The sequence below is a fragment of the Pigmentiphaga litoralis genome, assembly GCF_013408655.1.
GTDB classification, from domain to species: domain Bacteria; phylum Pseudomonadota; class Gammaproteobacteria; order Burkholderiales; family Burkholderiaceae_B; genus Pigmentiphaga; species Pigmentiphaga litoralis_A.
This window is the reverse complement of record NZ_JACCBP010000003.1, coordinates 238,127-265,033: the sequence shown is the minus strand read 5'-3', so window position 1 is coordinate 265,033 and position 26,907 is coordinate 238,127. Positions and strand designations below refer to the sequence as shown.

Sequence of the window (26,907 nt, the reverse complement as noted above, 5' to 3'; positions counted from 1 at the left end):
TCACTCGGACGTGGACGCGTCTCCGCCCAGCTGGGCCATCAGATGGGTATGCAGGTTCATGGGCTTGCGGCGGCTCTTGATGCGGGCGTAATTGCCGTCGGGCTGCTGGATCCAGGCCAGCTGCGTATCCCGCAATGCGAAATTGAAGGCTTCGTCGACCACCCGCTTCTTCAGGTCCGCATCAAAAATCGGAAACGCGACTTCGACCCGGCGGAAGAAGTTGCGGTCCATCCAGTCGGCCGACGCCAGGTACACCGCTTCCTGGCCGTCGTTCAGGAAATAAAAGACCCGGGAATGCTCCAGGAAGCGGCCGATCAGCGACCGGACGGTAATGTTGTCGGACAGGCCGGGCACGCCAGCCCGCAGCGTGCACACGCCGCGCACCACCAGATCGACCTGCACCCCGGCCTGGCTGGCCTTGTACAGTTCTTCGATAATGGTGGGTTCCAGCAGCGAATTCATCTTGGCCATCACCCTGGCTTTTTTGCCGGCCTTGGCGTGGCGCACCTCGCGCCGGATCATCGACACCATGGTTTCATGCAACGAGAACGGCGCCTGCAGCAGCGCCTTCAGCTTGCGCTGCTCGCCCAGGCCGGTCAGTTGCGCAAAGATCTGGTCCATGTCCTCGCAAATGCGGGGATCGGCCGTGAACATGCCGAAATCGGTATACAGCCGCGCCGTGCGCGGGTGGTAGTTGCCCGTGCCCAGGTGGCCATAACGGCGGATGCGGCCCTTTTCATGCCGCAGCACCAGCGCCATCTTGGCGTGGGTCTTGTGGCCCACCACGCCGTACACCACGTGCGCGCCCACTTCTTCCAGGCGCGACGCCCAGTTGATGTTGGTCTGCTCATCAAAGCGCGCCATCAGTTCCACCACCACCGTCACTTCCTTGCCCGACTTGGCCGCGGCCAGCAGCAGGCGCATCAGCTCGGAGTCTTCGCCCGTGCGGTAGATGGTCTGCTTGATGGCGACCACCGACGGATCGGCGGCGGCGGCCGTCAGGAAATCGATCACCGGCTGGAAGGACTCGTACGGGTGATGCAGCAGGCGATCCTTTTCGGCAATCGCGCGGAACATGGCGTCGGGCGTCAGCGACCGTTCGTCGAACGGCGGCGGGACGGCAGCGCGGAATTCGGCGAATTTCAGGTCGGGGCGGTCCACCAGGTCGACCAGCTGCATCAGCCGGGACAGGTTGACCGGGCCGTCCACCCGGTAGGCATCGCGCGGCTGCAAGGAAAATTCTTTCAGCAAAAACTGCTGCAGGTCGGGCGGCGTGGAATCCGCCAGCTCCAGGCGCACGCCGTTGCCGAAGTGACGCTGCGTCAGTTCGCCCTGCAGGGCATGGCGCAGATTGGTGATTTCTTCGTCGTCGACGAACAGGTCGCTGTTGCGCGTCACGCGCCACTGGTAGCAGCCGTTGACCTTCATGCCGGGGAACAGGTCCCCCACGAAGGCCTGCATGAAGGACGTGAGCATCACGTAGCCATGCGGATGGCCGGACAGCTCGGGCGGCATCTGCGTCAGGCGCGGCAGCGCGCGCGGCGCCTGCACGATCGCGATCGCGGCATTGCGGCCAAACGCGTCCCGACCGGTCAGTTGCACCGCAAAGTTCAGGCTCTTGTTGAAGACGCGGGGAAACGGGTGGGCCGGGTCCAGGCCGATCGGCGTGAGCAGTGGCATCACGTCCATCTGGAAGACTTCGTGCGCCCATTCGCGCTGGGCCTCGGTCCAGGTGTGGGCCATGTGCAGCATCACGCCCTCGCCCTGCAGGCGCGGCAGGATCACCTGGTTCAGCAGCGCGTATTGGCGGTCGATCAGCGCATGGGCACTGGCCGACACCGTCTGAAACACTTCTTCGGGGGTACGGCCATCCAGCCCCTTTACCCTCGGATTCTGGCTAAGCTGCTCATTGAGCGCCGCCACCCGGATCTCGAAGAACTCGTCCAGGTTGGAGCTGACGATACAGACGAAACGCAGGCGCTCGAGCAGCGGCGTGCGTTCATCTTCGGCCAGCGCCAGCACCCGCTCATTGAATTTGAGCAGGGCCAATTCACGGTTCAGGAAGAGTTCGTTGACGGGCAAACGTGATGCCATAGACGGTCCGAATAGAGGCTGGCTGCGGGCACACCCCGAAGCAGCGGCCCATTTTGCGTCAAAATGATGACTAGCCTATGACAAAGACATGATCCTGTCATAGCAAACCCTTAATCTTGCGCTCCCGCCCCTATCCCCCGGGAACGTCACCTTGCCGGTTACCCACCCTATGAACTCCATGCTCGCCGCCGTCGACCTCGGCTCCAACAGCTTCAGGCTCCTGATCGGACGTATCGCGCGCGATGGCGACACGGCGCAGGTCTACCAGGTCGACCGGCTCAAAGAAACCGTGCGGCTGGCGGCGGGCCTGGGCGCCGACAAGACACTCGGGCCGGAAGCCATCGAGCGGGCGATCTCGGTGCTGGAACGCTTTGGCGAGCGCCTGCGCAGCTTCCATCCGGACCGCGTGCGCGCGGTGGCGACCAATACCTTCCGGGTCGCGCGCAACGTGGCGGACTTCCTGCCCCGCGCCGAAGCCGCCCTGGGCTTTCCGATCGAGGTGATTGCCGGCCGCGAAGAAGCCCGCCTGATCTTTTCGGGGGTGGCCCATTCGCTGCCGCCCTCTTCCGAAAAACGCCTGGTGGTCGACATTGGCGGCGGATCGACCGAATTCATCATCGGCAACGGCTTCGAACCGGAACTGATGGAATCGCTGTACATGGGCTGCGTCAGCTACAGCCGCGCCTACTTTCCCGATGGCGTGATCGATGCGCACGGCATGAAGCAGGCCGAACTGGCCGCCCGCCGCGAACTGGAAGTCATCGCCAAGCAGTACCGGCGCACCGGCTGGAAAGAAGCCTTCGGGTCGTCGGGCACCGGCAAGGCGCTGGGCACGATCCTGGTCGAATCCGGCTTTTCGGACCACGGCATCACGCGCCGCGGCCTGGATAAATTGAAGGAACGCCTGATCAAGGCAGGCACGGTGGACCGGGCGCAGTTGCTGGGCGCCAAGGTGGACCGCTATTCGGTGCTGCCGGGCGGCTTGGCCATCATGAGCGCGGTGTTTGACGAACTGGGCATCGATTCCATGAATACGGCCGACGGCGCGCTGCGCCTGGGCGTGCTGTACGACCTGCTGGGGCGCGACGCCGAAACCGACAAGCGCGACGACACCGTGCGCCAGTTCATGCTGCGCTACGAGATCGACGTGGCGCAGGCCACGCGGGTGAAGACGGCAGCGCTGAACATGTTTGCCGGACTCGTGCCGGCCAACACCCCCGGGTTCGAGGAACTGGAACGCGCCCTGGGCTGGGCGGCGGACCTGCACGAACTGGGCCTGTCGATCGCCCACAACACGTATCACAAGCACACGGCCTACGTGCTGGAAAACGCCGACATGCCAGGGTTCTCGCGCCAGGACCAGCGCCAGCTGGCGCTGCTGACGCTGGGCCACCTGGGCAAGCTGGGCAAACTGCAGGCGCTGGTCAAGACCGATGCGCAGTGGGTGGCGATCCTCTGCCTGCGGCTGGCTGCGGTGCTGTTCCGCCGCCGCGAAGACCTGGACAGCCTGCCCGTGACCGTGTCCTTGCGGGACCGGTCGATCACGGTCAAGGTCGACGCCGGCTGGCTGAAGGATCACCCCCTGACCGACTTTACCTTGCGTGCCGAAGAGTCAGAATGGAGCAAGGTAGGCTTTACGTTCCAGCTGCTTGAGCTCTGAACGCAGACCGCCGGTGGTGTGCCGCATGAAACGCAGTCCGGCGCGGCGCCACTGGCGGCGCAGTTGACGGCGTAGCGCCGCGCGCCGGCCGATGGGCGCCCTGGCCTGGGGCGAGACCCGCCGCCAGGTCGTCATGCGCGCACCAGGGTCTGGGACGCAGTGCCGGTCGGCCGCGACGCCGCCGGGGCCAGGTTGAAGTGACGGCGGTAGCGATCATCCATCGTATCCACCGACAGCAGCATCGGAAAGTCCGCGGTATTGAAGTCCGGGTCCCAGGCCGGCTCGCCGCACACCTTGGCGCCCAATTTCAGATAGCCCTTGATCAGTGGCGGCACGCGCGTCGGCAGGTCGGCATCCAGCCGTTCCACGGGCAGGCGATGCAGGGGCGACACCTGCAAGGGTCCGGGTGAGGCCAACTGGTCAGCCACCGCGCGGTACACCCCGGCCGCCGTGGCGCCGTCGTCCCGCAGGCTGACGCTGGCGCAACCCAGCACGTAGCGGTAATTGGCGCGGCGCAGGAATTCGGCCAGGCCCGACCACAACAGCATGATGACGGCGCCGCTGCGGTAATCGCGGTGGGTGCACGAACGGCCGAACTCGACCAGTTCGGACCGGATGGACGCCAGGCCCGTCAGGTCGAACTCGGATTCGGAATAATAATTGCCGGCCTGGCGCGCCTGCTTGGGGCCCAGGATGCGGTAGGTGCCGACGACGCGGCCGGTCGTCAGTTCGCGCACGATCAGGTGTTCGCACCAGGTGTCGAACCGGTCTTCATCGATGCCGTTCACGGCGTTCGGGAAGATGGCGCCCATGTCTTCGGTGAACACGTCGTAACGCAGGCGCTGCGCGGCCTCGACCTCGCTCCACGACCGCGCCAGACCCACGGCGAAACCCGTGGTCTGGGCGGGTTCGGCAAAACGCTGATGGGCGACATCCGGAATCGGACGACGGGCTTCAATGCGGCTGAACTCGAGCATGTACGCACTCCCCTTGGGCTAGTTGAGCTAGTGTCGGGGGTTTGCGTTGCAGTTCCTTGACCGGGATGTGACGCGGCCGTGAAAACGCCACGGCCGGTGGGGACTGCGCGAAAAGCGGCGTTTACAGCAGTTCGGGATTCACCACGGCACGCACGACGACCTGGAAGTCTTCGTCACGCTGACGGCGGGCCAGCCACCAGATGCCGCCTTTCTTGAGCGTCCAGGGCAGGTCTTCGCCCGCCAGCAGCGTGCTGGCGACCCGGCCCAGGGTCGGCTGATGCCCGATGATCAGGACGGACGTCGATGCGAACGGCCAGCCCGATGCAGCCAGCACGTTGGCAGGCTCGGCATCGGGCGCCAAGTCGGGCATCACGGTGTAGTCGAGCTTGAGCGCATCGGCGGTCTGCCGGGTGCGCACGGCCGGGCTGACCAGCACCTTGAGGTCGGCAGGCGCGTGCTGGCGCAGCCAGGCTGCCCCCAGCTCCGCCTGCTTGCGGCCGCGTTTGGTCAGGGCACGCTGCATGTCGTCGTGGCCATCTTCGGCCTCGGCATGGCGCCACAGGAGCAAGTTCATGGAATCCGTTTCGATCAAGGACAAAGGGTCCTTATTCTGCGACGGTTGAATGACCGGACTTTGACAGGCGGGGTCGCCCTTAGGGATGACCTGCGCGGCGTTGGCGGATGGCGCATCTTCCTTGCGGGTCACTTGAGGCTGCCCTCGAGCAGCGCCAGGCAATCATCGACCAGGGCTTCGTCTTCGGCTTCGACCATCAGGCGCAGCTTGGGCTCGGTGCCCGAGGCACGGATCAGCACCCGGCCCCGGCCGGCCACGCGGGATTCGGCTTCGCGGGTGGCGGCGGTCAGGCCGGCATGCGCCTCCCAGTCCACCCCGTCGGCCAGCGGGACGTTCACCAGCTTTTGCGGGAACAGGCGCAGCGGCTCCAGCAATTCGGACAGCGACTTGCCGGCGCGCTGCATGGCGGCCAGCACCTGCAGGGCGGCCACGATCCCGTCGCCCGTGGTGTGGCGGTCCAGGCAGATCACATGGCCGGACGCTTCGCCGCCGTACAGCCAGCCGCGTTCCTGCATCAGTTCCATGACGTAGCGGTCACCCACGGCGGCGCGGGCAAAGCCTACGTCCAGGGCGGCCATCTGCTTTTCGAACGCGTAGTTGGTCATCAGGGTGCCAACAACGCCCGCCACCGGACCCGCCGACAGCCGCTCGCGCACGATCACGTACAGCAGTTCATCGCCATTGAAGGACCGGCCTTCGGCATCGACCATCTGCAGCCGGTCGGCGTCGCCATCCAGCGCAATGCCAAGATGGGCCTTGTGGGCCTTGACCTCGCGTACCAGCGCCTCGACATGGGTAGCGCCCACGCCTGCATTGATGTTCATCCCATCGGGCTTGCATCCCACCGCAATCACGGTAGCGCCCAGTTCTTCGAACACGCTGGGCGCGATCTGGTAGGCCGCGCCGTGCGCGCCGTCGACCACAATCCGCAAGCCATTCAGGCTCAGGTCGGACGGAAAGCTGCCCTTGCAGAATTCGATGTAACGGCCGTTGGCGTCCGACAGGCGGCGGGCCTTGCCCAGCGTCTCGGAAGGTTCACAGCCCACGGGCTGCTCCAGCGCTTCTTCGATCCGCAGTTCCACGTCGTCGGCGAGCTTCATGCCGCGGTCCGAAAAGAACTTGATGCCGTTGTCGTAATACGGATTGTGCGAGGCGCTGATGACAATGCCCGCCGACAGGCGCAGCGCGCGCGTCAGGTAGGCGACGGCAGGCGTGGGCATTGGCCCCGCCAGCATGACGTCGACGCCCGCGGCCGACAGGCCGGCTTCCAGCGCCGATTCCAGCATGTAACCCGAAATGCGCGTGTCCTTGCCAATCAAGACTTCCGGCCGCTTGCCGTTGACCCCGCGCTGCGCCAGCACACGGCCGGCGGCATAACCCAGCCGGAGTGCGAACTCGGCATTGATGACCGGACCGCCGACTTCCCCACGGATGCCGTCGGTACCAAAATATTTGCGACTCGTCGCCATGTGCTGTCCTTATTCTTTGCAGCGTCTGCAACGTCTGTTCTGCGCGCCAGGCGGTCAGAAATTATGGTGTGGCGACAGTTTCCACTGTTCCCCAGATTTTTAGCGCATCCACGGTCGCGGCAACATCGTGCACACGTACGATTCGGGCACCCCGCTGCACGGCTGACAGGGCCGCGGCCACGCTCCCAGCCATTCGGTCCCCCACCGCCTTCCCGGTGATCGCGCCAATCATGCTTTTGCGTGAGACGCCGATCAACACGGGGTAGCCCAGCGCCGCGACGCGGTCCAGCTCGCGCAGCAGCTGGTAGTTCTGCGGCACGGTCTTGCCGAACCCGAAACCCGGATCCAGGCTGATCCGGCCCGGCGCCACGCCCGCGGCTTCCAGCCGCGCGACCTGGTCTTGCAGGAAGCGCAGCACGTCAGCAACGACGTCATCGTACTCGGGCGCGGCCTGCATCGTGCGCGGCTCGCCCTGCATGTGCATGGCGCAGAGGCCGCAGTCACTGCCGGCCACCGCCTCCAGGGCGCCGGGCTGCCGGAATCCCCAGATGTCATTGATCATGTCGGCGCCCGCCGCCAGGGCGGCTCGCATCACGGCGGGCTTGGCCGTATCCACCGACAGCGGCACGCCGCAATCGCGCAATGCTTCGATCACCGGCAGCACGCGAGCCAGCTCGTCGGCTACGGATACGTCCGCCGCCCCGGGGCGCGTGGATTCACCGCCCAGGTCCAGCAGGTCGGCGCCGTCGGCCAGCAATTGCCGAGCGTGGGCCACGCCCGCGTCAACGGAGTCGTGTTTGCCGCCGTCCGAAAACGAGTCGGGCGTCAGGTTGACGATGCCCATCACGCGCGGACGCGACAGGTCCAGAAGGTAGCGGCCACAGCGCAGGGTTTGGGGTGGAGCGGGAATATCGGTCATTCCATCAAGGGGAAAAAGACAGCGGAAAGGTCAGGGAAACGTCGGGTGAACCCACGGCTGCACCCTGAAACGACTGCGGCCTATTGCGAAAGATCCGCAATAGGCCGCAGTGGAGCATGCTGGTTGCCCCGGCATCGGTCTGGCTCGCCGTTTAAGGAGCAGCACCAGACCTATGCGCGAGGCAGGACACCGTCAGGCCGGCGCGTGCGCGTTCGGGGTGACCCCGGGCGTGGTGGGCGGCGTGGGGGTGTTGTTCGACTCGGGCAGCTTCGGCGGACGCGGGGGCCGGCCGTCGATGATGTCGTTGATCTGGTCCATGTCGATGGTTTCCCATTCGAGCAGGGCCTTGGTCATGACTTCCACCTTGTCGCGGTTGTCTTCCAGGATCTTGCGCGCGACGCCGTACTGCTCGTCGATGATCCGGCGGATCTCGTTGTCGACCTTCTGCATGGTCGATTCCGACATCTGCGTCGTCTTGGTGATGCTGCGACCCAGGAACACTTCGCCTTCGTTTTCGGCGTACACCATGGTGCCGAGCGTGTCGGTCATGCCGTAGCGCGTCACCATGTCACGGGCAATCGCCGTGGCACGTTCGAAGTCGTTGGATGCGCCCGTCGTCATCTGGTGCATGAAGACTTCTTCGGCAATCCGGCCACCGAACAGCACCGAAATGGTGTTCAGCATGCGTTCTTTGTCCATGCTGTATCGGTCGATTTCCGGCAGCTGCATGGTCACACCCAGGGCACGGCCACGAGGAATGATCGTGACCTTGTGGACCGGGTCGGTCTTGGGCAGCATGCGGGCGACGATGGCGTGACCCGACTCGTGATACGCCGTGTTGCGGCGTTCTTCTTCAGGCATGACCAGCGAGCGGCGTTCCGCGCCCATGATGATCTTGTCCTTCGCCTTTTCGAAGTCCGACATTTCGACCGTACGGCCGTTGCGGCGGGCTGCGAACAGCGCGGCTTCGTTCACCAGGTTGGCGAGGTCGGCGCCCGAGAAACCCGGGGTACCGCGAGCCAGGACCGATGCGTCGACGTCCGTATTGACCGGCACCTTGCGCATGTGGACCTTCAGGATCTGGTCGCGGCCACGGATATCCGGCAGCGGCACCACGACCTGGCGGTCGAAACGGCCCGGACGCAGCAGCGCGGGGTCCAGCACGTCCGGACGGTTGGTGGCGGCGATCACGATGATGCCCGTGCTCGTTTCAAAGCCGTCCATCTCGACCAGCATCTGGTTCAGCGTCTGTTCGCGTTCGTCGTTGCCGCCACCCAGGCCGGCGCCGCGCTGGCGACCGACTGCATCGATTTCGTCGATGAAGATGATGCAAGGCGACTGCTTCTTGGCGTTTTCGAACATGTCGCGCACGCGCGCAGCGCCCACGCCAACGAACATTTCAACGAAGTCCGAACCGGAAATGCTAAAGAACGGGACCTTGGCTTCGCCGGCGATGGCGCGAGCCAGCAGCGTCTTGCCGGTACCTGGCGAACCCACCATCAGCACGCCACGGGGAATGCGGCCACCCAGCTTCTGGAACTTGGTGGGGTCCCGCAAGAAGTCGACCAGTTCCTGCACGTCTTCCTTGGCTTCGTCACAGCCTGCCACGTCGGCAAAGGTGACAGTGTTGGTGTTCTCATCCAGCATCCGCGCACGCGACTTGCCGAAATTGAAGGCACCACCGCGCCCCCCGCCCTGCATCTGCCGCATGAAGAATATCCACACGCCGATCAGCAGCAGCATCGGGAACCACGACACGAACAGGCTCATCAGCAGAGACGGCTCTTCCTTGGGCTTGCCGGACACCTGCACGCCGTATTTCATCAGGTCGCCAACCAGCCACAGATCGCCAGGGGACGTGATGGAGTACGGACGGCCGTCAGCCGGCGTGACGTTCAGGATATCGCCCTGGACGTCCACCTTCTGGATACGACCTGCCTTCGCCTCTTCCATGAACTGGGAGTACGACACCGTATCCTGCGGGCGAGCACGGCCTTCAAATTGCTTGAAGACCGTGAACAAAACAAACGCGATCACCATCCAGACCGCGACTTTGGAGAACATATTGTTCAAGGTCGATCTCCTACTCGTATTGCCGACCGGCCAACCGCCCGGAAGATACCGAGCGGTCGAAACTGATTGCCTGATTCTACTCTGCCCGCATCCGGTTGACCTTCAAGCCACGGCCAACCAGAAACGTTTCGGAGGAGTTCGACCGCGAGGCTTTCGGCTTGCGTTCGACCACCCGATGAAAAGTATCCTTGAAGCTCTTCACGATCTGGGAAAACCCGCTCCCGTGAAAGGCCTTTACCACCAACGCACCGTCGGGTTTCAGATGGGCAATGGCGAACTCGCGGGCGAGATCGCACACATGTTCCATCCGGGCGGCGTCCGCCACTCCTACTCCCGAAAGGTTGGGGGCCATATCTGAAATTACAAGGTCTACCACCTGATTACCCAGCAACATTTCGAGTTGTTGCATAACGGCATCTTCGCGGAAGTCCCCCTGCAGAAACTCGACATCGGCGATAGGCTCCATAGGGAGGATGTCCAGTGCCAGGATGCGGCCGCGCAAGACGCCCTGCGGTCCCACCAGGCGCTCGCGCGCCACCTGCGACCAGCTGCCGGGCGCCGCGCCCAGGTCGACCACGACGTCGCCAGGACGCATCAGCTTTTCGGTATCGAGGATCTCGGTCAGCTTGAAGGCCGCCCGCGCGCGGTATCCCTTCTGCTGGGCCTGCTTCACATACGGATCGTTGATGTGCTGGTGCAGCCAGGCGGTTGAAAACTTGTTCTTTTTTGCCATCTTTCTTTATGCCGACGCGGCGCCTTGCTGGCGTCCGCCGTGCGTTAACCCACTGATTTGGCGAAATCGCCCACCCGCAAGCATACTGCGGACAAAGAATCCTGCGTCCTGACGCGCCGTCCCGTACAATCGCGGCATGCCCGTCCTTGACATTACTTCCCAAACACGCAGCGCCCTGCGCGCCGCCGCCCATCCCCTCAAACCCGTCGTCCTGCTGGGCGACAAGGGTCTGTCGGCATCGGTATTGCAGGAAATCGACCGCAACCTGTCGGCCCATGGCCTGATCAAGGTGCGCGCCGGCGGTGAAGACCGCGCCGCCCGCGAAGACATCCTGCACCAGATTTGCGACCAGCTCGCCTGCGCCCCGGTTCACCACCTGGGCAAGATCCTGATTCTGTATCGCCCGACCGAAGCCGATCCGGAAGGCAAGGCCTTCCTGGACAAGAAGAGCGGTTTCGACGTGTCGACCCTCGGCTTGAACACGCACCGCAAGGCCAGCGAGCCCCACGTGCCGAAGCGCCAGGCCCAGGTCGGCAAGCCCGCCCCCGAGCGCAAGCGCGGCGAAAAGATCGAGCGCGCGACCGGCCCGATCACCGCCCGTGAACGGTATCTGGGCGCAGCCGAGAAAAAGACCCGCCCGTCCTTGCATGACGAGGCCGGTTCGGCCCGCGGCGCCGCGCGCAAAAGCGCACCGCGTCGCACCGACGGCGGCCTGACTTCAACGCTGGGCGCTGCCCGCAAGAAGGCCACGTCGTTCACCAAGCCCGGTTCGGCCCGCAGCGCGCTCTCGTTGCGCGCCGGCGCCCGCAGCGGCGCGCCCCGCAAGACCCGCGGCGACAAGTAAGCGCGCCGTGACCGCCCTCCCCCACACGGCATGCCGTGGCGCGGGGCGGGCGGATTTCCTTCCCTGATCCTGTCTTTATTGCGACCCGATGCCCTGCCTGGGCAGGACGGCGTTCGCGCAGGCCTGCCGTTCAGTGCAGGCCGGGTGTGCCTGGCGGGGCGCGCCGGAAACGCGTCAGCCAGCGGGTCAGACGCGCTTCAGGCGCATTTCAGAAGCACTTCAGAAGCACTTCAGAAGCACTTCAGAAGCAATTCAGATATAGCGGACGTTCAGGATCTCGTACTCGCGGACGCCCGACGGCGCCTGCACTTCGGCCACGTCGCCCTCCGACTTGCCGATCAGCGCGCGCGCGATCGGGCTGGAGATCGAGATCATGTTGACGCGGATATCGGCCTCGTCGTCGCCCACCACCTGGTAGGTCACTTTTTCGTTCGATTCCAGGTCTTCCAGGTCCACCGTCGCGCCAAAGACGATACGGCCGTCGGCGTCGAGTTCGGTCGGGTCGATCAGTTGTGCGTTCGACAGCTTGCTTTCCAGTTCCTGGATGCGCCCTTCGATAAAGCCCTGCTTTTCTTTCGCGGCATCGTACTCGGCGTTTTCGGACAGATCGCCCTGGGCACGCGCTTCGGAGATGGCGTTGATCACCGCGGGACGCTCCACCGTCTTCAGACGATGCAGTTCCTGCTTCAGGCGCTCGGCACCGCGCACGGTCAGCGGAATGGCAGCCATGTTCTACTTCCTTCACATTCTGGTGGATGTCCGCCGGCTGGGCGGGATGACGGGTCGGCCGGTAGATGCCTGGCCCGTTCAACCCCACCGGACCACGCACAGGCGGCCGGGCGGCGGACGGAAAAACAAAACCCCGGCTCGATCAGAACCGGGGCGATCAACAGAGATTGTCCTGAAACTTGGCGGATGACGCAAGCCTTCCGGCCAAGAATACGGGATTGTTCCCGATCCCTGACAGGACGTGTCGTGCCTTGCGCTCAGCCGTAGCGGCAGGTTTCGGACGGGCGGGGTGGCCGGGGCTGCGGGACATGCGACACTTGCGGTTCTTTGATGCAAATGAGAATCATGTACACCATGTCGAAGATCAGTGTCCGCGGGTTGGGTTTTGCGTCCGATGGAGCGGCGGCGTTGTTGATGACGCTGGGCGCCCTGCTTCCGTGGCAGGTACAGGCGCAGCCGCGGCCTGACCGGCCGATGGCGAGCCAGCCGGCGGATATCGCCGTGGCAATCGATGCCCACCGGGTCGACACGTTCGTGCTGCCGTCGCCCTGGCGCGTCACCGGGTTCCGTATCCAGGTGTGGCGGCCGCTGGCGCCTCCGCCTGCAGGGGGCTATCCGGTGCTGTACCTGCTGGATGGCAACGCGGCCTTCGACAGCCTGCGGCAGGCGCGTGCGGAATTGGGTCGGGCGCGCGGGGCGCCGGTCATCCTGGTGGGCGTGGGCTACGACGTGGACGATCGTTACGACGTGCAGGCCCGGTCCATGGACTACACGCCGCCATCACCGGGGGCTGACAAGCCGCTTGGCGTGCCGGGCAATCCGACGGCGCCGGGGCGCGCGCAACCGGGCGGCGGCGCGGACCGCATGCTGGCGTGGATGGACGGCACCTTGCGGCCGCTGATCGCGCAGCGGTATCCGGTGGCGGCCGATCGCCAGGGCATCTATGGGCATTCGTTCGGGGCGCTGCTGGTCCTGCACGCGCTGTTCACGGATCCGGCCCGGTACCAGACGTATGTGGCGGCCAGTCCGTCGACGTGGTGGAACGATCGGGCGATCGTGAAGGAGGCGCGGAATGTTGCGGTGGGCGCCCCGGCGTCCGGCCGCCCTGCCCGCCTGTTCGTGCTGGCCGGCGGCAAGGAGCTGGACGGGGTCATGGCCGAAGACAGTCCTGAAGCGATTGCCCGGATGGTCAATGCGGCGGGTGGGGCAGGCGCAGGGGTCCGGGCCAGCTACGCACATCAGCCCGGAAAGACCCATGGCGAGATGCTGCCGATCGGGCTGGCGCATGCGGTGCGGTGGATGGCGGCGGAACACGGCGCGCCTGGATCGGCGGAATAACGCGCATGGCCAGGCGTTGATAGCGCAAGGGGCCGGGCATCAATGACCTGCGTCTGGTCAGGTGGAATACCGCGCCTGTCAGTTCAGGCAGGCGCATACCGCGCCTGTCAGTTCAGGCAGGGTTCCCGGAAAGTCGCACGCGCCGCCTCGCCAGGTCTGCTCCAATCTGAAAGCCCGACCTTTCATCCTTGGTGACCTGCCATGAGTCTGACCGCCATTCGCAGCACTGACCAAATCAAGGTCGAAGCGCGGCAGGCGCAAAAAGACGGCGGGCCGTATCGATGCCCGGGCTGCGGCGAGGGGTTGACGCTCAAGAAGGGACGCGTGGTCACCCATCATTTTGCGCACCGGCCACCCCTGACCTGCGCCTGGGGACTGGGTGAATCTGCCGAGCACCTTGAGGCCAAGATGGCGATCCATGATGCGCTGCGTGCCGACCCGGCCGTCACCGAAGTCCGGCTGGAAGCGCCGGTGGGCGATGTTGCCGTGGCGGACGTCCTTGCCCGGATCCGGGGACAGTGGGTAGCGATTGAGGTGCAGCGCAGCGACCTGACGGCGGAACAGGTGGCGCGGCGAACGGCGAACTGTCACGCGCTGGGTGTCCATGTGTTGTGGGTCGCCCTTGCCTGCCCCGGATTGGCCGGTGATCGTTACAGCCCGCGCACTTGGGAAAAGTGGCTGCACTTTGCCTGCTATGGCCGCGTTTACTACTGGTCCCACGGGCAAGTCGTTGTCCCGTATCACTTCGATGAACACACCTTGTATGTCGAGCCGCGCCATTGGTTCGACCGCGGCGACCTGCGCTACGGTGGCGGCTACGAAAGGCGGTCCAGCCGCTGGCGGACGCCGCTGCAAGGTCGTCCTGCCGTGATCAGTTCCCACTTCCAGGCGCGCCGCTGCCCGGCCCGCAGGACGAAGACGATGGCCGTGCCCGCGTGCTCGCTGTACATCGATCGTCATCCGGCATGGTGGACGGCGGCTGCCACCGTGTGATGCAACGCCGCAGGCGACCGTGTGCCCGCCTCTGCCCTACGTGCGATCCCGCCGCGGAAACGTCATCACTGTCGGCCAAAAAACAAAGGCGCCTCGCGGCGCCTTTGTCGTTTTTCCAACAGGCCTGCGGCAGCTTCCCGCAGGCCCCGCCTTTTACGGCTTACAGCACCAGCGTTTCGTCCCAGTACTCGAACTGGTCGGTCCCGACGGAACCGACACCGGCCGCGGTCGGCTGGCTGGAGAGCGACCCGAGCAGGTAGGCCTGCTCCAGTTGCTCGGCGGCCACCGGACCCAGCAGGCCCAGTTCGTCTTCGGCGTCCATATCGGCCAGATCCACCTGCACCGTCGAGCCGTACAACTGGCTCAGGTAGGCGCGGGTCGCTTCGCTGGTCGGCAACAGCGCCGACAGGCTGGGCGAGGAGAAGGCCGCGAAGCTGCGGGCCGACACAGCGGACGACAGGCCGTCAGCCGCGATGCTGGCGGTGACGCCGTTCATGCCACCCAGGTCGGGTTGCAGGGGCGAGGTCACGCGTTCCGGCGTGCCCAGTGCCACCAGCTGACGGTGCACTTGCGTGCCCTGGTACAGGTTGAACACCGTTTCGCCATTGGCGCCGCTGTCGCGCAGGACCAGTCCACCCGGGGCGTCGACGTCGATGCGGCTGGCTGCCACTTCGATCGCCGCCACCGCCGACTGGCCGTTCTGCCAGACCGGACCGTAGCCACGCATCACCAGGGTACCGGTGGTGACGTTGGGCGCGGTGCCGTTGCCGACGTCGCTGATGATGCCGCTGTTGCTGACCAGCACCACCGTGCCCGTGGCGCCGGTGTTCAGGCTGCCCAGGGTCAGGTTGTCCTGCGCGTGCATCGTGATCGACGCGCCGTTGGTCGTGAGCGACGTAGTGCCGCCCATGCTCAACACACCTGCCGAGTCGATGCTGATGCCGCCCGTGACGCCGGTCAGCTGGCCGACGCCTTGCAGCGCAACCTGGCTGCCGTGGACATTGACTTGGCCGGCCGACAGCTTGGCCAGTGCGGACAGATCGACCGTGGCGGAACCGGAGGCCGGGGTGGCCTGGCCGTTGACCGCGCTGCCGATGTCCACCGTCGAGAAGCCCTGCAGATGCGCCAGGGTATCGCCGGTGATCACCAGCGAGCCGGCCGCGCCGCTGCCACCGATCACGATGTTGCCGTTCGGCGTGGCTGCGAACAGGGTCAGGTTGGCGTCGCCCGAGCTGGTGACGTTGCCCAGCAGACTCAGCATGTTCGCCGAGATCACCAAGTCGCCGCCGTTGCCCAGTTGGACCGTGCCCAGCATGACCGACGAGGCGCCGACGATGCGCAGCGTGCCGCCATCGAGCGTCAGCAGGTCGTTGAACTGCACCGTGCCGGACGCCTGGATCACGACGTCGCCAGTCACGTGCACCGACTTGTCGAAGACCACGTTGACGGCATCGGACACCTGCAGGGTGTTCAGTGCGGTGCCGGCGCCGATCGTGCCGCCGAAAGTCACCGAACCGCCCTGGCCCGACAGCACCAGCGAGTCGGCTGCGCCACCCGCCACGGCATCGACTGCGCCGCGGAAGGTGATGTCGCCGGACTTGCCGCCCAGGCCGGCTGCGACCTGGACTGCGCCATCGACCAGGAAGCGGTCGTTGACGTCGACCGCGCCCTGCACTTGCAGGGTGGCGGCCGAGGCCGTCGTGCCGGCGCCGGAACCGAGCACCGTCAGGGCGCCCGCCGAGACCGTGCCTTGCAGGACCACCTGGCTGCCGGCGCCGGTGGCGTTCAGCACCAGCGGATCGGCGAACTTGACCGGGTTGGTCACGCCGCTGATGCGGATGATTTCGTCCGCTGCGCCGCTGCCGATCGTGATGGCCTGGAAGCCGGGAACCAGTGCGCCGATCGCACCGTTGCCGACGTACAGCGCGTCCGGGTAGGCCGTGGCCAGTGAGGCGTCGCCGACCACGATGTCGCGTGCCGGATCGGCGGGGCGGATCGTGAGCGTGCCGCCGGCGCTGGCGATCGGTGCGCCGATGTCGATGACGTTGCCCACCAGTTCGACGTCCTTGCCTTGCGCGTCGACCGGCTGGGTGATGAAGGCCGTGCCCAATTGCGAGGACACGTTGGCCTGGCCTTGCGTGGCCACCTTGCCTGCGAGCACGTCGCCCGCGCCGTTCAGCACGATGTTGCCCGTGCCGGACGCGATGTCGGCGCCAGCGGCCGCGGTGATCTTGCCGGTGCCGGTCGTTTCGATCCGGACACCGCCGCTGCCGTTGGCCGAGATGGCGCCATCGGCGGCGCCCGCGCCGGCGGTCAGCAGCACATCGCCGCCAGCCTTCAGCACGATGCCGCCGTTGCCTGCCGTGGTGCGCAGGTCGCCGATGGCCGGGTCGGTGGTGACCGAAGCAGCGCCTGCCTTCTGCACCGTCACGGCCACGTCGCCGACCGTCACGCCGTCGAGTTCGTTCAGGAAGATGCCGCCCGACGTGCCGCGTGCTGCGACGGTATCGACGCGGGTGTCGAACAGGTCCGACGCACTACCGACGCCGACGCCCGCCACCAGGCGTAGGCCCGATGCCGTGACGTTCACGTAGGTGTCGCCGCCGTCGATGATCGAACCCGCCGTGGCGGTCAGACCGACGTTGCCGGCGGTGGTGATGCCACCCACCGTCACGTTGCCAGCTGCCGAGACGCGGATGTCGCCGACTGCGCTGAACAGGCTGCTTGCGGCCTGCGTGACGTTGCCGGTGAGGGCTTCGACGTCGACCGTGCCCGCGCCTGCGGTGGTGATACCGGCGCTGGCGTTGAACAGGACCGAACCGCCGCCAAGCACCGACACGTTGCCGGTGCCGGAGGTGATGCCGCCGTTGGCGACCACGTTGCCCACGGTGGCTTGCACCAGGATGCTGCCGCTGCCGTTCGCGTTGACGGCCAGACCATCGGCAGGCGCCGTGCCGTCGTTCAGCACGAGGTCGCCGGTGGTGGTGCCCAGCACGATGTTGCCGTTGGCCGTGGTGCGGACATCGGACACCGCGCTGTCGATCACCAGGCTGGTGGTGCCGGCCTGGTTGACGCGGTTGATGGCGCTGCCCACGTTGCCGATCGCCAGGCCATCGCTGTCCTGGACGAAGACGCCGCCGTTGCCTGCACGGGCGCTGAGGGTGCCGACCGTGGTGTCGAGCGTGTCGGACGCGTTGCCGACGGCATTGCCGGCGGTCAGGCGCAGACCCGCTGCCACGACGTTGGTGTAGCGATCGCCGCCGTCGATGATCGAGCCGCCTGCCGTCACCGACACGCTGCCGGCCGTGGCCACACCACCGATCGTGATGTTGCCGGCGGCCGCCAGCTGGATGTCGCTGGTGGCGGAAATCAGGCTGCCTGCCGACTGCGTGATGCTGCCGGTGGCCGCGTTCAGGTCGACCGTACCGGCGCCCGTGGTGCGGACGTCGGCGGTGCCGGCCAGGGTGATGGCGTTGGCCGCCAGCACCGAGATGTTGCCCGTGCCCGAGACGATGTCGGCGTTGGCGATCACGCTGCCTGCCGTGGCCGACAGCAGGATGTTGCCTGCGCCGTTCGCGGCAATGGCGCCGTCATTCGCGGGGGTGGCACCGTCCTGCAGCACCAGGTTGCCCGCGGTCGTCGTCAGCACGATGTTGCCGTTGCCGGACGTCGTGATGAGGTCGGATTGCAGGCCGCCTGCGATCGCGGTCGTGGCGGCGTTGCTGCCGACACGCTGCACGGTCGTGGCCACGTCGCCAACAGTCAGACCGTCGGTTTCATTCAGGTAGATACCGCTATTGGCCCGTGCACTCAGCACGTTGACCATGGTTTCCAGGTGGTTGACGGCGGCGCCGATGCCGGCACCGGCGTTCAGGCGCAGCCCGTTCGCGGTGATGTCGACAACGGTGTCGTTGAGGCTGTTGGTCAGTGCGTCGCCATCGATGATCGCGCCGTTGATGGCCGTGATCGACACGCTGCCGGCGGTGGCGATCGTGCCCACCGTAACAGACTGCGCGGCCGACAGGCGGATGTCGCCGGTCGACACGAACTGGCTGCCCGTGGCTTGCGCGAGGTTGCCTGCGGCGGCTTCGACGTCAAGCGTGCCGGCGCTGCGCAGATCCGCCGTGCCGTTGAAGGCCACCGTGTTCGCGGCCAGCACCGTCAGGTGACCGGTGGCGGACGCGATGTCGGCGTTGGCGATAACGTCGCCGCCCAGCGCCAGGACCAGGATGTTGCCCGATCCGTTGGCCGACAGTGCTGTGTCATCCCCAGTTGCCACGCCGTCGGTCAGGACGATGCTGCCGCCGGTCGTGATCACGATGTTGCCGTTGCCGGCCGTCGTGCGCACATCCGACTGCACCGCGTCGGTCGTGGCCGTCGTGGTGGCAGTGCTGCCGACACGCTGCACGGTCACGCCCACGTCGGCGATGACGAGGTTGTCGCTTTCCTTCAGGTAGATGCCGCCGCTCGTGGCGCGTGCGGTCAGGGTGTTGATCGTGACATCCAGATGGTTGACGGTGTCACCGATCCCGTTGCCGGCGTTCAGACGCAGGCCGTTGGCGGTGATGTCGATATTGCTGTTGTTTCCGCCCATGCCGTTCGCACCATTCACCAGGCCATCGGCATCAATGATCGACCCGTTGATGGCCGTGATCGACACGTTGCCCGCGGTGGCGATGTTGCCCACCGTGACGTTGGTCGCGGCCATCAGGCGGATGTCGCTGATCGAGGTGAACAGGCTGGTGGCCGACTGCGTGATGGCGGCGGCTTCGACGTCGATGCTGCCGGTGGTGCGCAGATCGGCCGTACCCGTGAACGCCACTGCGCCGGCGGCTTGCACCGTCATGGCGCCCGCACCCGACACGATGTCGGCGTTGGCGACGACGTCGCCGCCCAGCGCCAGGACCAGGACATTGCCCGACCCGTTGGCTGCGACCGAGATGTCATCCGCCGTGGCCGTGCCGTCGTTCAACACCAAGCTGCCGCCGGTGGTCAACACGATGTTGCCGTTGCCGGCGATCGTGCGGACATCGGATTGCAGCGCGTCGACCGTGGCGGTCGTGGCGGCGTTGCCGCCGACCCGCTGGATGGTCACGCTGACGTCGCCGATGACCAGGCCGTCGGCTTCCTTGACGTACACGCCACCCGCATTGGCACGTGCGGTCAGGGTTCCGACTGCCGTGTCCAGGTGGTTGACGCTGTCACCTATACCGTTGCCGGCGTTCAGGCGCAGGCCGACGGCGTAGATGTCGATCGCGGTGTCGTTGGCGTTGCCGATGAGGGCGTCGCCGTCCAGGATCGAACCGTTGACCGCGGTGATACCGACGTTGCCGGTCGTGGTGATGAGACCCACCGTGACGTCTTGCGCCGCGAGCAGACGGATGTCGCTGTTGGTGCTGAAGACGCTGGCGGTCGACTGCGTGATGCTGCCGGTCGAGGCTTCGACATTGATGGTGCCCGCGCCCGAGGTGCTCAGGTCAGCCGTGCCCGTGAAGGCAACCGAACCAAGCGCCAGGACGGTCAGGTGACCGGTCAGGGCTGCCACATCGGCGTTGGCGATCACGTTGCCGCCCAGGGCCAGGACCAGGATGTTGCCCGATCCGTTGGCCAGGACTGCCGCGTCGTTCGTGTTGGCCGTGCCGTCGTTCAGCACGATGCTGCCGCCGGCGGCCAGCACGATGTTGCCGTTGCCGGCGGTCGTGATGACATCGGACTGCAGGGCATCGACCGTTGCCGTCATGGCGGCGTTGCTGCCGACACGCTGCACGGTCACGCCCACGTCGCCGACGATCAGGCTGTCGGTCTCAAAGACGTAGATGCCGCCTGCCGTGGCACGTGCGGTCAGGGTGGCGACCGTCGTGTCCAGATGGTTGACGCTGTCACCGATCCCGGTGCCGGCGTTCAGGCGCAGGCCGTTGGCGACGATGTCGCTGGCGCCGTCGTTCGCGCCATTCACCAGGCTGTCGGCGTCCAGGATGGAGCCGGTCAGCGCCGTGATCGACACGTTGCCGGTGGTGCTGATGGCGCCGACCGTCACGGTCGTCGCGGCCAGCAGGCGAACGTCGCTGGTCGAGAAGATGACGCTGGCAACCGACTGCGCGATCGCAGCGGCTTCGATGTCGATGCTGCCCGCGGTACGCAGGTCGGCGCTGCCGGTCAGGCTGAGGGCGCCCGCGGCCAGGACCGACACCGCGCCGTTGCCGGACACGATATCGGCGTTGGCGATCAGATCGCCGCCCAGCGCCAGGACCAGCACGTTGCCCGAACCGTTGGCGTCGATGGCGACGTCATCGGCCGTGGCCGTGCCGTCGTTCAGCACGATGCTGCCGCCGGCGGTCAGCACGATGTTGCCATTGCCGGCGACCGTGCGGACATCCGACTGGACCGCGTCGGTCGTGCTGGTGGTGGCGGCATCGCTGCCCACACGCTGGATGGTCACGCTCACGTCGCCGACGATCAGGCCGTCGGTTTCCTTCACGTAGATGCCACCGGTGGTTGCCACCCCTGTTGCACGTGCGGTCAGGGTTCCAACTGTCGTGTCCAGATGGTTGATGTTGGCACCGATACCGACACCGGCGTTGGCGCGTAAGCCCGTCGCAACGATGTCGAGGTTGGTGTCGTTGGCATTGTTGACCAAGGCGTCCGCATCGATAATCGAACCGGCGATTGCCGTGATCGACACATTCGCCAGCGTCGTGACCAGGCCGATCGTCACGTCCTGCGCCGCCAGCAGACGGATGTCGCTGGCCGAGCTGAACACGCTGGTGGTGGACTGGGTGATGCTGCCCATGCCCGCTTCCACGTCGAGCGTGCCGGTGCTGGCCAGGTCGGCCGTACCGGTGAACAGGACGGCGTTGGCGGCCAGCACCGTCAGGTGACCGGAGCCGGACAGGATGTCGGCGTTGGCGACGACATCGCCACCCAGCGCGCGGATCAGGACATTGCCCGAGCCGTTGGCCGAGACCGAGACGTCGTCGGTGGCGGCGGTGCCATCGTTCAGCACGACGCTGCCACCGGCCGTCAGCACGATGTTGCCGTTGCCGGCGGTCGTGCGTACGTCGGATTGGGTGGCATCGACCGTCACGGTCAGTCCGGCATTGCCGCCGACGCGCTGGATGGTGACGCTGACGTCGCCGATGACCAGGCCATCGGTCTCGGAAACATAGATGCCGCCCGCGTTTGCAGACCCGGTAGCACGTGCGGTCAATATTCCGACCGTCGTCTCCAGATGGTTGATGCTGGCACCGATATCCACGCCGGCGTTCAGGCGCAGGCCGGAGGCAACGATATCGAGGTTGCTGTCGTTGGCATTGTTGACCAGACCATCGGCGTCGATGATCAGGCCGGTGCCCGCGGTGATGGACACATTGGCCAGGGTCGTCACCAGGCCCACCGTCACGTCGTGCGCGGCCAGCAGACGGATGTCGCTGGCGGCGCTGAACACGCTGGTGGTGGACTGGGTGATGTTGCCCGTGCCGGCTTCGACATCGACCGTGCCCGCACCCGCAGTGCGGATGTCGGCCGTGCCGTTGAAGAGCACGGACTGCGAGGCCACCATCGTGACGTGGCCCGTGCCCGACAGGATGTCGGCATTGGCAGTCACATCCGCAACCGGACCCAGCGTCAGGATCAGGACATTGCCCGAACCGTTGGCCGACACCGCGATGTCGTCGGCAGAGGCCGTGCCATCGTTCAGCACGATGCTGCCACCGGCGCTCAGCACGATGTTGCCATTGCCCGCGGTCGTCATGACATCCGACTGCAGCGCATCCACCGTGGCGGTGGTGCCGGCATCGCTGCCGACGCGCTGGATGGTCACGCTGACGTCGCCGACGATCAGGGCGTCGGCCTCGGACACGAACACACCGCCTGCGGTAGCGCGAGCAGTCAGTGTGCTGACCATCGTTTCCAGATGGTTGACGCTGGCACCGACACCGACGGCGGCGTTCAGGCGCAGGCCGTTGGCGGTGACGTCGATGTTGCCGTCATTCACGCCATTGACCAGTGCATCCGCATCGTTGATGCCGCCGTTGCGCGCGGTGATCGACACGTTGGCCAGGGTCGCGATGTTGCCCACCGTCACGTCGACCGCAGCCAGCAGGCGGACGTCGCCGGCGGCCGAGGTGAACAGGCTGGTGGCCGATTGGGTGATGCTGCCCGTGCCGGCTTCGACGTCGAGACTGCCCGCCCCTGCCGTGCGCAGGTCTGCCGTGCCCGTGAAGGCGACGGCGTTGGCGCCCAGGACCGTGATGTGACCGGTGCCCGAGACCAGATCGGCGTTGACCACGATGTCGGTGCCTGCACCGGCAGCCAGGATCAGGACGTTGCCCGACCCGTTGGCCGACACGGCGATGTCGTCGGCCGCCGCCGTGCCGTCGTTCAGCACGATGCTGCCCGCGCCGGTTGCCAGCACGATGTTGCCGTTGCCGGCGGTCGTGACGACATCCGACTGCAGGGCATCGGTGGTCGCCGTGACACCGGCATTGCTGCCGACGCGCTGGATGGTGACGCTGACGTCGCCGATGACCAGGCCATCGGTCTCGGACACGTAGATGCCGCCCGAGGTGGCACGGGCGGTCAGGGTCCCGACCGACGTGTCCAGATGGTTGACGTTGGCACCGATACCGACACCGGCGGCCAGGCGCAGGCCCGATGCGACGATGTCGAGAGTGTTGTCGTTCACAACGTTGCCGTTGGCATCGGCCAGCAGCGCATCGGCGTCGATGATCAGGCCCGTGCCTGCCGTGATGGACACGTTGGCCAGCGTGGTGATCAAGCCCACTGTCACGTCATGCGCGGCCAGCAGTCGGATGTCGCTGGCAGCCGCAAACGCGCTGGTGGTGGACTGGGTGATGTTGCCCGTGCCGGCTTCGACGTTGATCGTGCCCGCCCCTGCCGTGCGGATATCCGCCGTGCCGGTGAAGACGACCGCGTTGGACGCCAGGACTGTGACGTGACCCGTGCCGGAGACGATGTCGGCATTGGCCGTCACGTCCGTCAGCGGGCCCAGAGTCACGACCAGGATGTTGCCCGAACCGTTGGCCGACACCGAGATGTCGTCCGCCGATGCCGTGCCGTCGTTCAGCACGATGCTGCCAGCCACGTTCAGCACGATGTTGCCGTTGCCGGCGGTCGTGATTACGTCGGACTGCAGCGCATCGTTGGTGGTCGTCACGCCGGCATCGCTGCCGACGCGCTGGATGGTCACGCTCACGTCGCCGACGATCAGGCTGTCGGATTCGGAGATGAACACGCCGCCGCTGGTGGCACGTGCGGTCAGCGTTCCGACCGTCGTTTCCAGGTGGTTGACGTTGGCACCGATCCCCACGCCGGCGTTCAGGCGCAGGCCGTTGGCGGTGATGTCGCCGTTGTCGTCGTTCGAACCGTTGACCAGCGCGTCGGCATCGTTGATGCTGCCGTTGCGGGCGGTGATCGATACGTTGGCGGCGGTGATGATGTTGCCGACCGTGACGTCGATCGCGGCCAGCAGGCGAATGTCGGACGCGGCCGTGAACAGGCTGGTGGTGGACTGCGTGATGCTGCCCGTGCCGGCTTCGATGTCGATCGTGCCGGCACCCGCGGTGCGCAGATCCGCCGTGCCGGTCAAGGCAACGGATTGGGCGGCCAGCACCGTCAGGTGGCCGGTGCCCGAAACGATGTCGGCGTTGGCCGTCACGTCAGTACCGGCGCCCAGGGCCAGGATCAGGACGTTGCCCGAGCCGTTGGCCGCGACCGACACGTCGTCGGCCGTTGCCGTGCCGTCGTTCAGCACGATGCTGCCCGCGCCCGTCGCCAGCACGATGTTGCCGTTGCCGGCGGTCGTGCGGACATCGGATTGCAGCGCGTCGACCGTGGCCGTTACGCCGGCATCGCTGCCGACGCGCTGGATGGTCACGCCCACGTCGCCGATGACCAGGCCATCGGTTTCGGACACATACACGCCACCCGAGGTCGCACGTGCAGTCAGTGTTCCGACCGCCGTGTCCAGATGGTTGACCGCGGCGCCGATACCCACGCCCGCTACCAGACGCAAGCCTGCCGCGGTGATTTCGAGGTTGGTGTCATTGACAGCAGTGCCGTTGACGTCGGTCACCAGGGCATCGGCATCCAGGACGGAACCGTTGACCGCGGTGATCGACACATTGCTGCCGCTGACGATGTTGCCGACCGTGACGTTGGCAGCCGCCAGCAGGCGGATGTCGCTGTTGGTGCTGAAGACGCTGGTCGTCGACTGCGTGATGCTGCCAGTCGAGGCTTCGATGTTGATCGTGCCTGCGCCCGAGCTGCGGACATCGGCGGTACCCGTGAAGCTGACCGCGCCCAGGGCCAGCATCGTGACGTGACCCGCCAGCGACGCCACATCGGCGTTCGCCGTGATGTCGCCGTTCAGCGACAGGATCAGGATGTTGCCCGAGCCGTCTGCCGCGACCGCGAGGTCGTTGGCAGCGGCCGTTCCGTCGTTCAGCGTGACGCTGCCGCCGGCCATAAGCACTACGTTGCCGTTACCGGCAGTGGTAATGACATCGGACTGGACCGCGTCAGTCGTGGTCGTCACGCCAGCATCGCTATTGACGCGCTGGATGGTCACGCCCACGTCGCCGACGATCAGGCCGTCGGATTCGGAGACGTACACGCCGCCTGCGTTTGACAACCCGGTGGCACGTGCGGTCAGGGTACCCACCGTCGTTTCCAGAGCGTTGACGGAAGCACCGATACCCAGCCCGGCGTTCAGGCGCAGACCGGTGGCGTTGATGTTGATGGCGCTGTCGTTGCTGCCTGCAACCCGTGCGTCGGCGTCGATGATCGAGCCGGCCGTGGCCGTGATCGACACATTCGCGCCGGTGGCGATACGGCCCACCGTCACGTCGGTCGCGGCCAGCAGGCGGATGTCGCCGGCACTCGTCGTGAACAGGCTGGTGGTGGACTGGGTGATGCTGCCTGTGCCCGCTTCGACGTTGACCGTGCCGGTCGCGGCCGTGCGCAGGTCCGCCGTGCCGTTGAAGGCGACGGATTGGGCGGCGAGAACGGTCAGGTGGCCGGTGGCCGAGACGATGTCGGCGTTGGCCGTCACGCTCGTGCCCGCGCCCAGTGCCAGGATCAGCACGTTGCCCGAACCGTTGGCCGAGACCGACACATCGTCGGCTGCGGCGGTGCCGTCGTTCAGCACCACGTTGCCGGCCGCGGTCACCAGCACGATGTTGCCGTTGCCCGCTGTCGTGATGACGTCGGACTGGGTCGCATCGGTGGTGGCCGTGACACCGGCATCGCTGCCGACGCGCTGGATGGTGGCGCTGACGTCACCAATGATCAGTCCGTCACTTTCCTTGACGTAGATGCCACCGGTGTTTGCAAACCCTGTGGCACGCGCGGTCAGGGTGCCGACCGTGGTGTCGAGGTGGTTGATCGCGCCGCCGATGCCCAGGCCCGCCTGCATGCGCAGACCGGCCGCGATGATGTCGGCGTTACCGTCATTCGCGTCATTGACCAGGGCGTCCGCGTCCAGGATCGAGCCGGCGGTGGCCGTGATCGATACCGAGGCAGCGCTGCTGACGAGGCCCAAGGTGATGTCCGTCGCGGCCAGCAGGCGGATGTCGCTGGCGGCCTCGAAGACACCGGTCGTGGATTGCGTGATCGATCCCGTGCCCGCTTCGATGTCCAGCGTGCCCGCACCCGAGGTCCGGATGTCGGCCGTGCCGGTGAAGATGACCGCGTTGGCAGCCAGCACGGTGATGTGACCCGTGCCCGAGACGAGATCGGCATTGGCCGTCACGTCCGTGCCCGCGCCGTTGGCCAGGATCAGGATGTTGCCAGACCCGTTGGCCGCGATGGCGATGTCGTCGGCGGTCGCCGTGCCGTCGTTCAGCACGATGTTGCCGGCGGCCGTCACCAGCACGATGTTGCCGTTGCCGGCGGTCGTGCGGATATCCGACTGCGTCGCGTCGACCGTGGCCGTCACGCCGGCATCGCTGCCGACGCGCTGGATGGTCACGCTGACGTCGCCGACGATCAGGCCGTCGGTTTCGGACAGGTAGACGCCACCGCTGGTGGCACGGGCAGTCAATGTTCCGACCGTCGTGTCCAGATGGTTGACGGTGGCACCGATCCCGAGACCGGCGATCAGACGCAGGCCGGAGGCGACAACGTCGAGATTGCCGTCGTTGGCCCCATTGATCAGAGCATCCGCATCGTTGATCGATCCGGCAGTTGCCGTGATAGACACGTTGGTGGTCGTGGTGACCAGGCCGATCGTGACGTTCTGGCCGGCCAGCAGGCGGATGTCGCCCGCAGCGCCAATGACGCTGGTGGTGGACTGCGTGATGCTGCCGGTGCCGGCTTCAACATCGACCGTGCCCGCACCCGTGGTGCGAACGTCGGCCGTGTTGGTGAAGCGGACCGACCCTGCGGCCAGGACCGTGATGTGGCCGGTGCCGGACAGGATGTCCGCAGTGGCCGTCACGTCCGTGCCTGCGCCCAGCGCCAGGACCAGGATGTTGCCCGAGCCGT

At 66.2% G+C, this 26,907-nt stretch carries 13 protein-coding genes (1 of these 13 running past the window's edge); 4 read left to right on the top strand and 9 right to left on the bottom strand.

The window, feature by feature from the left end:
- A complete protein-coding gene (gene ppk1, locus HD883_RS25460) occupies positions 1 to 2,094 on the bottom strand; it encodes a polyphosphate kinase 1 (RefSeq protein WP_179590395.1) in 2,094 nt (697 codons plus the stop codon).
- A 169-nt stretch (positions 2,095 to 2,263) separates the two neighbouring features.
- Here ppk1 and ppx point away from each other — a divergent pair, with 169 nt between their 5' ends.
- On the top strand, positions 2,264 to 3,754 hold the full coding sequence (gene ppx, locus HD883_RS25455; protein WP_179590397.1) for an exopolyphosphatase: 1,491 nt from the start codon (positions 2,264 to 2,266) through the stop codon (positions 3,752 to 3,754).
- A gap of 131 nt (positions 3,755 to 3,885) precedes the next feature.
- Here the strand turns inward: ppx and HD883_RS25450 are convergent, their stop codons facing one another.
- The 6 genes from HD883_RS25450 to HD883_RS25425 all read right to left on the bottom strand — a co-directional run bounded on the left by HD883_RS25450 (position 3,886) and on the right by HD883_RS25425 (position 10,499).
- Positions 3,886 to 4,731 carry a GNAT family N-acetyltransferase gene (locus tag HD883_RS25450; protein ID WP_179590399.1) on the bottom strand — a complete coding sequence of 282 codons (846 nt, stop codon included), beginning with the start codon at positions 4,729 to 4,731 and terminating at the stop codon, positions 3,886 to 3,888.
- 121 nt (positions 4,732 to 4,852) lie between these two features.
- Positions 4,853 to 5,305: a SixA phosphatase family protein gene (locus HD883_RS25445; protein WP_179590401.1), complete on the bottom strand. Its 453-nt coding sequence runs from the start codon at positions 5,303 to 5,305 to the stop codon at positions 4,853 to 4,855.
- A gap of 128 nt (positions 5,306 to 5,433) precedes the next feature.
- Positions 5,434 to 6,774, bottom strand: coding sequence for a phosphoglucosamine mutase (gene glmM / locus HD883_RS25440; RefSeq protein WP_179590403.1), 1,341 nt, complete (start codon positions 6,772 to 6,774; stop codon positions 5,434 to 5,436).
- Between the two features lie 61 nt (positions 6,775 to 6,835).
- The gene (gene folP / locus HD883_RS25435) at positions 6,836 to 7,693 is read right to left on the bottom strand and encodes a dihydropteroate synthase (protein WP_179590405.1); all 858 of its coding nucleotides are present in this window, start codon (positions 7,691 to 7,693) and stop codon (positions 6,836 to 6,838) included.
- Between the two features lie 192 nt (positions 7,694 to 7,885).
- On the bottom strand, positions 7,886 to 9,766 hold the full coding sequence (gene ftsH, locus HD883_RS25430; RefSeq protein WP_179590407.1) for an ATP-dependent zinc metalloprotease FtsH: 1,881 nt from the start codon (positions 9,764 to 9,766) through the stop codon (positions 7,886 to 7,888).
- Between the two features lie 76 nt (positions 9,767 to 9,842).
- A complete protein-coding gene (locus HD883_RS25425; protein ID WP_179590409.1) occupies positions 9,843 to 10,499 on the bottom strand; it encodes an RlmE family RNA methyltransferase in 657 nt (218 codons plus the stop codon).
- 136 nt (positions 10,500 to 10,635) lie between these two features.
- Here HD883_RS25425 and HD883_RS25420 point away from each other — a divergent pair, with 136 nt between their 5' ends.
- The gene (locus HD883_RS25420) at positions 10,636 to 11,343 is read left to right on the top strand and encodes a YhbY family RNA-binding protein (protein WP_179590411.1); all 708 of its coding nucleotides are present in this window, start codon (positions 10,636 to 10,638) and stop codon (positions 11,341 to 11,343) included.
- A 252-nt stretch (positions 11,344 to 11,595) separates the two neighbouring features.
- Here the strand turns inward: HD883_RS25420 and greA are convergent, their stop codons facing one another.
- Positions 11,596 to 12,072: a transcription elongation factor GreA gene (gene greA, locus HD883_RS25415; protein ID WP_179590413.1), complete on the bottom strand. Its 477-nt coding sequence runs from the start codon at positions 12,070 to 12,072 to the stop codon at positions 11,596 to 11,598.
- 345 nt (positions 12,073 to 12,417) lie between these two features.
- Between greA and HD883_RS25410 the strand changes: the two genes are divergently transcribed.
- Positions 12,418 to 13,410: an alpha/beta hydrolase gene (locus HD883_RS25410; RefSeq protein WP_179590414.1), complete on the top strand. Its 993-nt coding sequence runs from the start codon at positions 12,418 to 12,420 to the stop codon at positions 13,408 to 13,410.
- Between the two features lie 201 nt (positions 13,411 to 13,611).
- The gene (locus HD883_RS25405; RefSeq protein WP_179590416.1) at positions 13,612 to 14,403 is read left to right on the top strand and encodes a competence protein CoiA; all 792 of its coding nucleotides are present in this window, start codon (positions 13,612 to 13,614) and stop codon (positions 14,401 to 14,403) included.
- 160 nt (positions 14,404 to 14,563) lie between these two features.
- On the opposite strand, the gene HD883_RS25400 is transcribed toward HD883_RS25405, so the two are convergent.
- A protein-coding gene (locus HD883_RS25400) for an LEPR-XLL domain-containing protein (RefSeq protein ID WP_179590425.1) crosses the window boundary here: on the bottom strand, positions 14,564 to 26,907 show its final stretch. The gene runs 45,889 nt beyond the window's last position; the window shows 12,344 of its 58,233 coding nt (coding positions 45,890-58,233); the start codon falls outside the window, past its right edge — the gene reads right to left on this strand; its stop codon occupies positions 14,564 to 14,566.

Excerpts from the sequence above, each read along its gene's own strand:
- ppk1 (WP_179590395.1), bottom strand. The coding sequence starts at position 2,094 with ATGGCATCACGTTTGCCCGTCAACGAACTCTTCCTGAACCGTGAATTG.
- ppx (WP_179590397.1), top strand. The coding sequence starts at position 2,264 with ATGAACTCCATGCTCGCCGCCGTCGACCTCGGCTCCAACAGCTTCAGG.
- HD883_RS25450 (WP_179590399.1), bottom strand. The coding sequence starts at position 4,731 with ATGCTCGAGTTCAGCCGCATTGAAGCCCGTCGTCCGATTCCGGATGTC.
- HD883_RS25445 (WP_179590401.1), bottom strand. The coding sequence starts at position 5,305 with ATGAACTTGCTCCTGTGGCGCCATGCCGAGGCCGAAGATGGCCACGAC.
- glmM (WP_179590403.1), bottom strand. The coding sequence starts at position 6,774 with ATGGCGACGAGTCGCAAATATTTTGGTACCGACGGCATCCGTGGGGAA.
- folP (WP_179590405.1), bottom strand. The coding sequence starts at position 7,693 with ATGACCGATATTCCCGCTCCACCCCAAACCCTGCGCTGTGGCCGCTAC.
- HD883_RS25425 (WP_179590409.1), bottom strand. The coding sequence starts at position 10,499 with ATGGCAAAAAAGAACAAGTTTTCAACCGCCTGGCTGCACCAGCACATC.
- HD883_RS25420 (WP_179590411.1), top strand. The coding sequence starts at position 10,636 with ATGCCCGTCCTTGACATTACTTCCCAAACACGCAGCGCCCTGCGCGCC.
- greA (WP_179590413.1), bottom strand. The coding sequence starts at position 12,072 with ATGGCTGCCATTCCGCTGACCGTGCGCGGTGCCGAGCGCCTGAAGCAG.
- HD883_RS25410 (WP_179590414.1), top strand. The coding sequence starts at position 12,418 with ATGTACACCATGTCGAAGATCAGTGTCCGCGGGTTGGGTTTTGCGTCC.
- HD883_RS25405 (WP_179590416.1), top strand. The coding sequence starts at position 13,612 with ATGAGTCTGACCGCCATTCGCAGCACTGACCAAATCAAGGTCGAAGCG.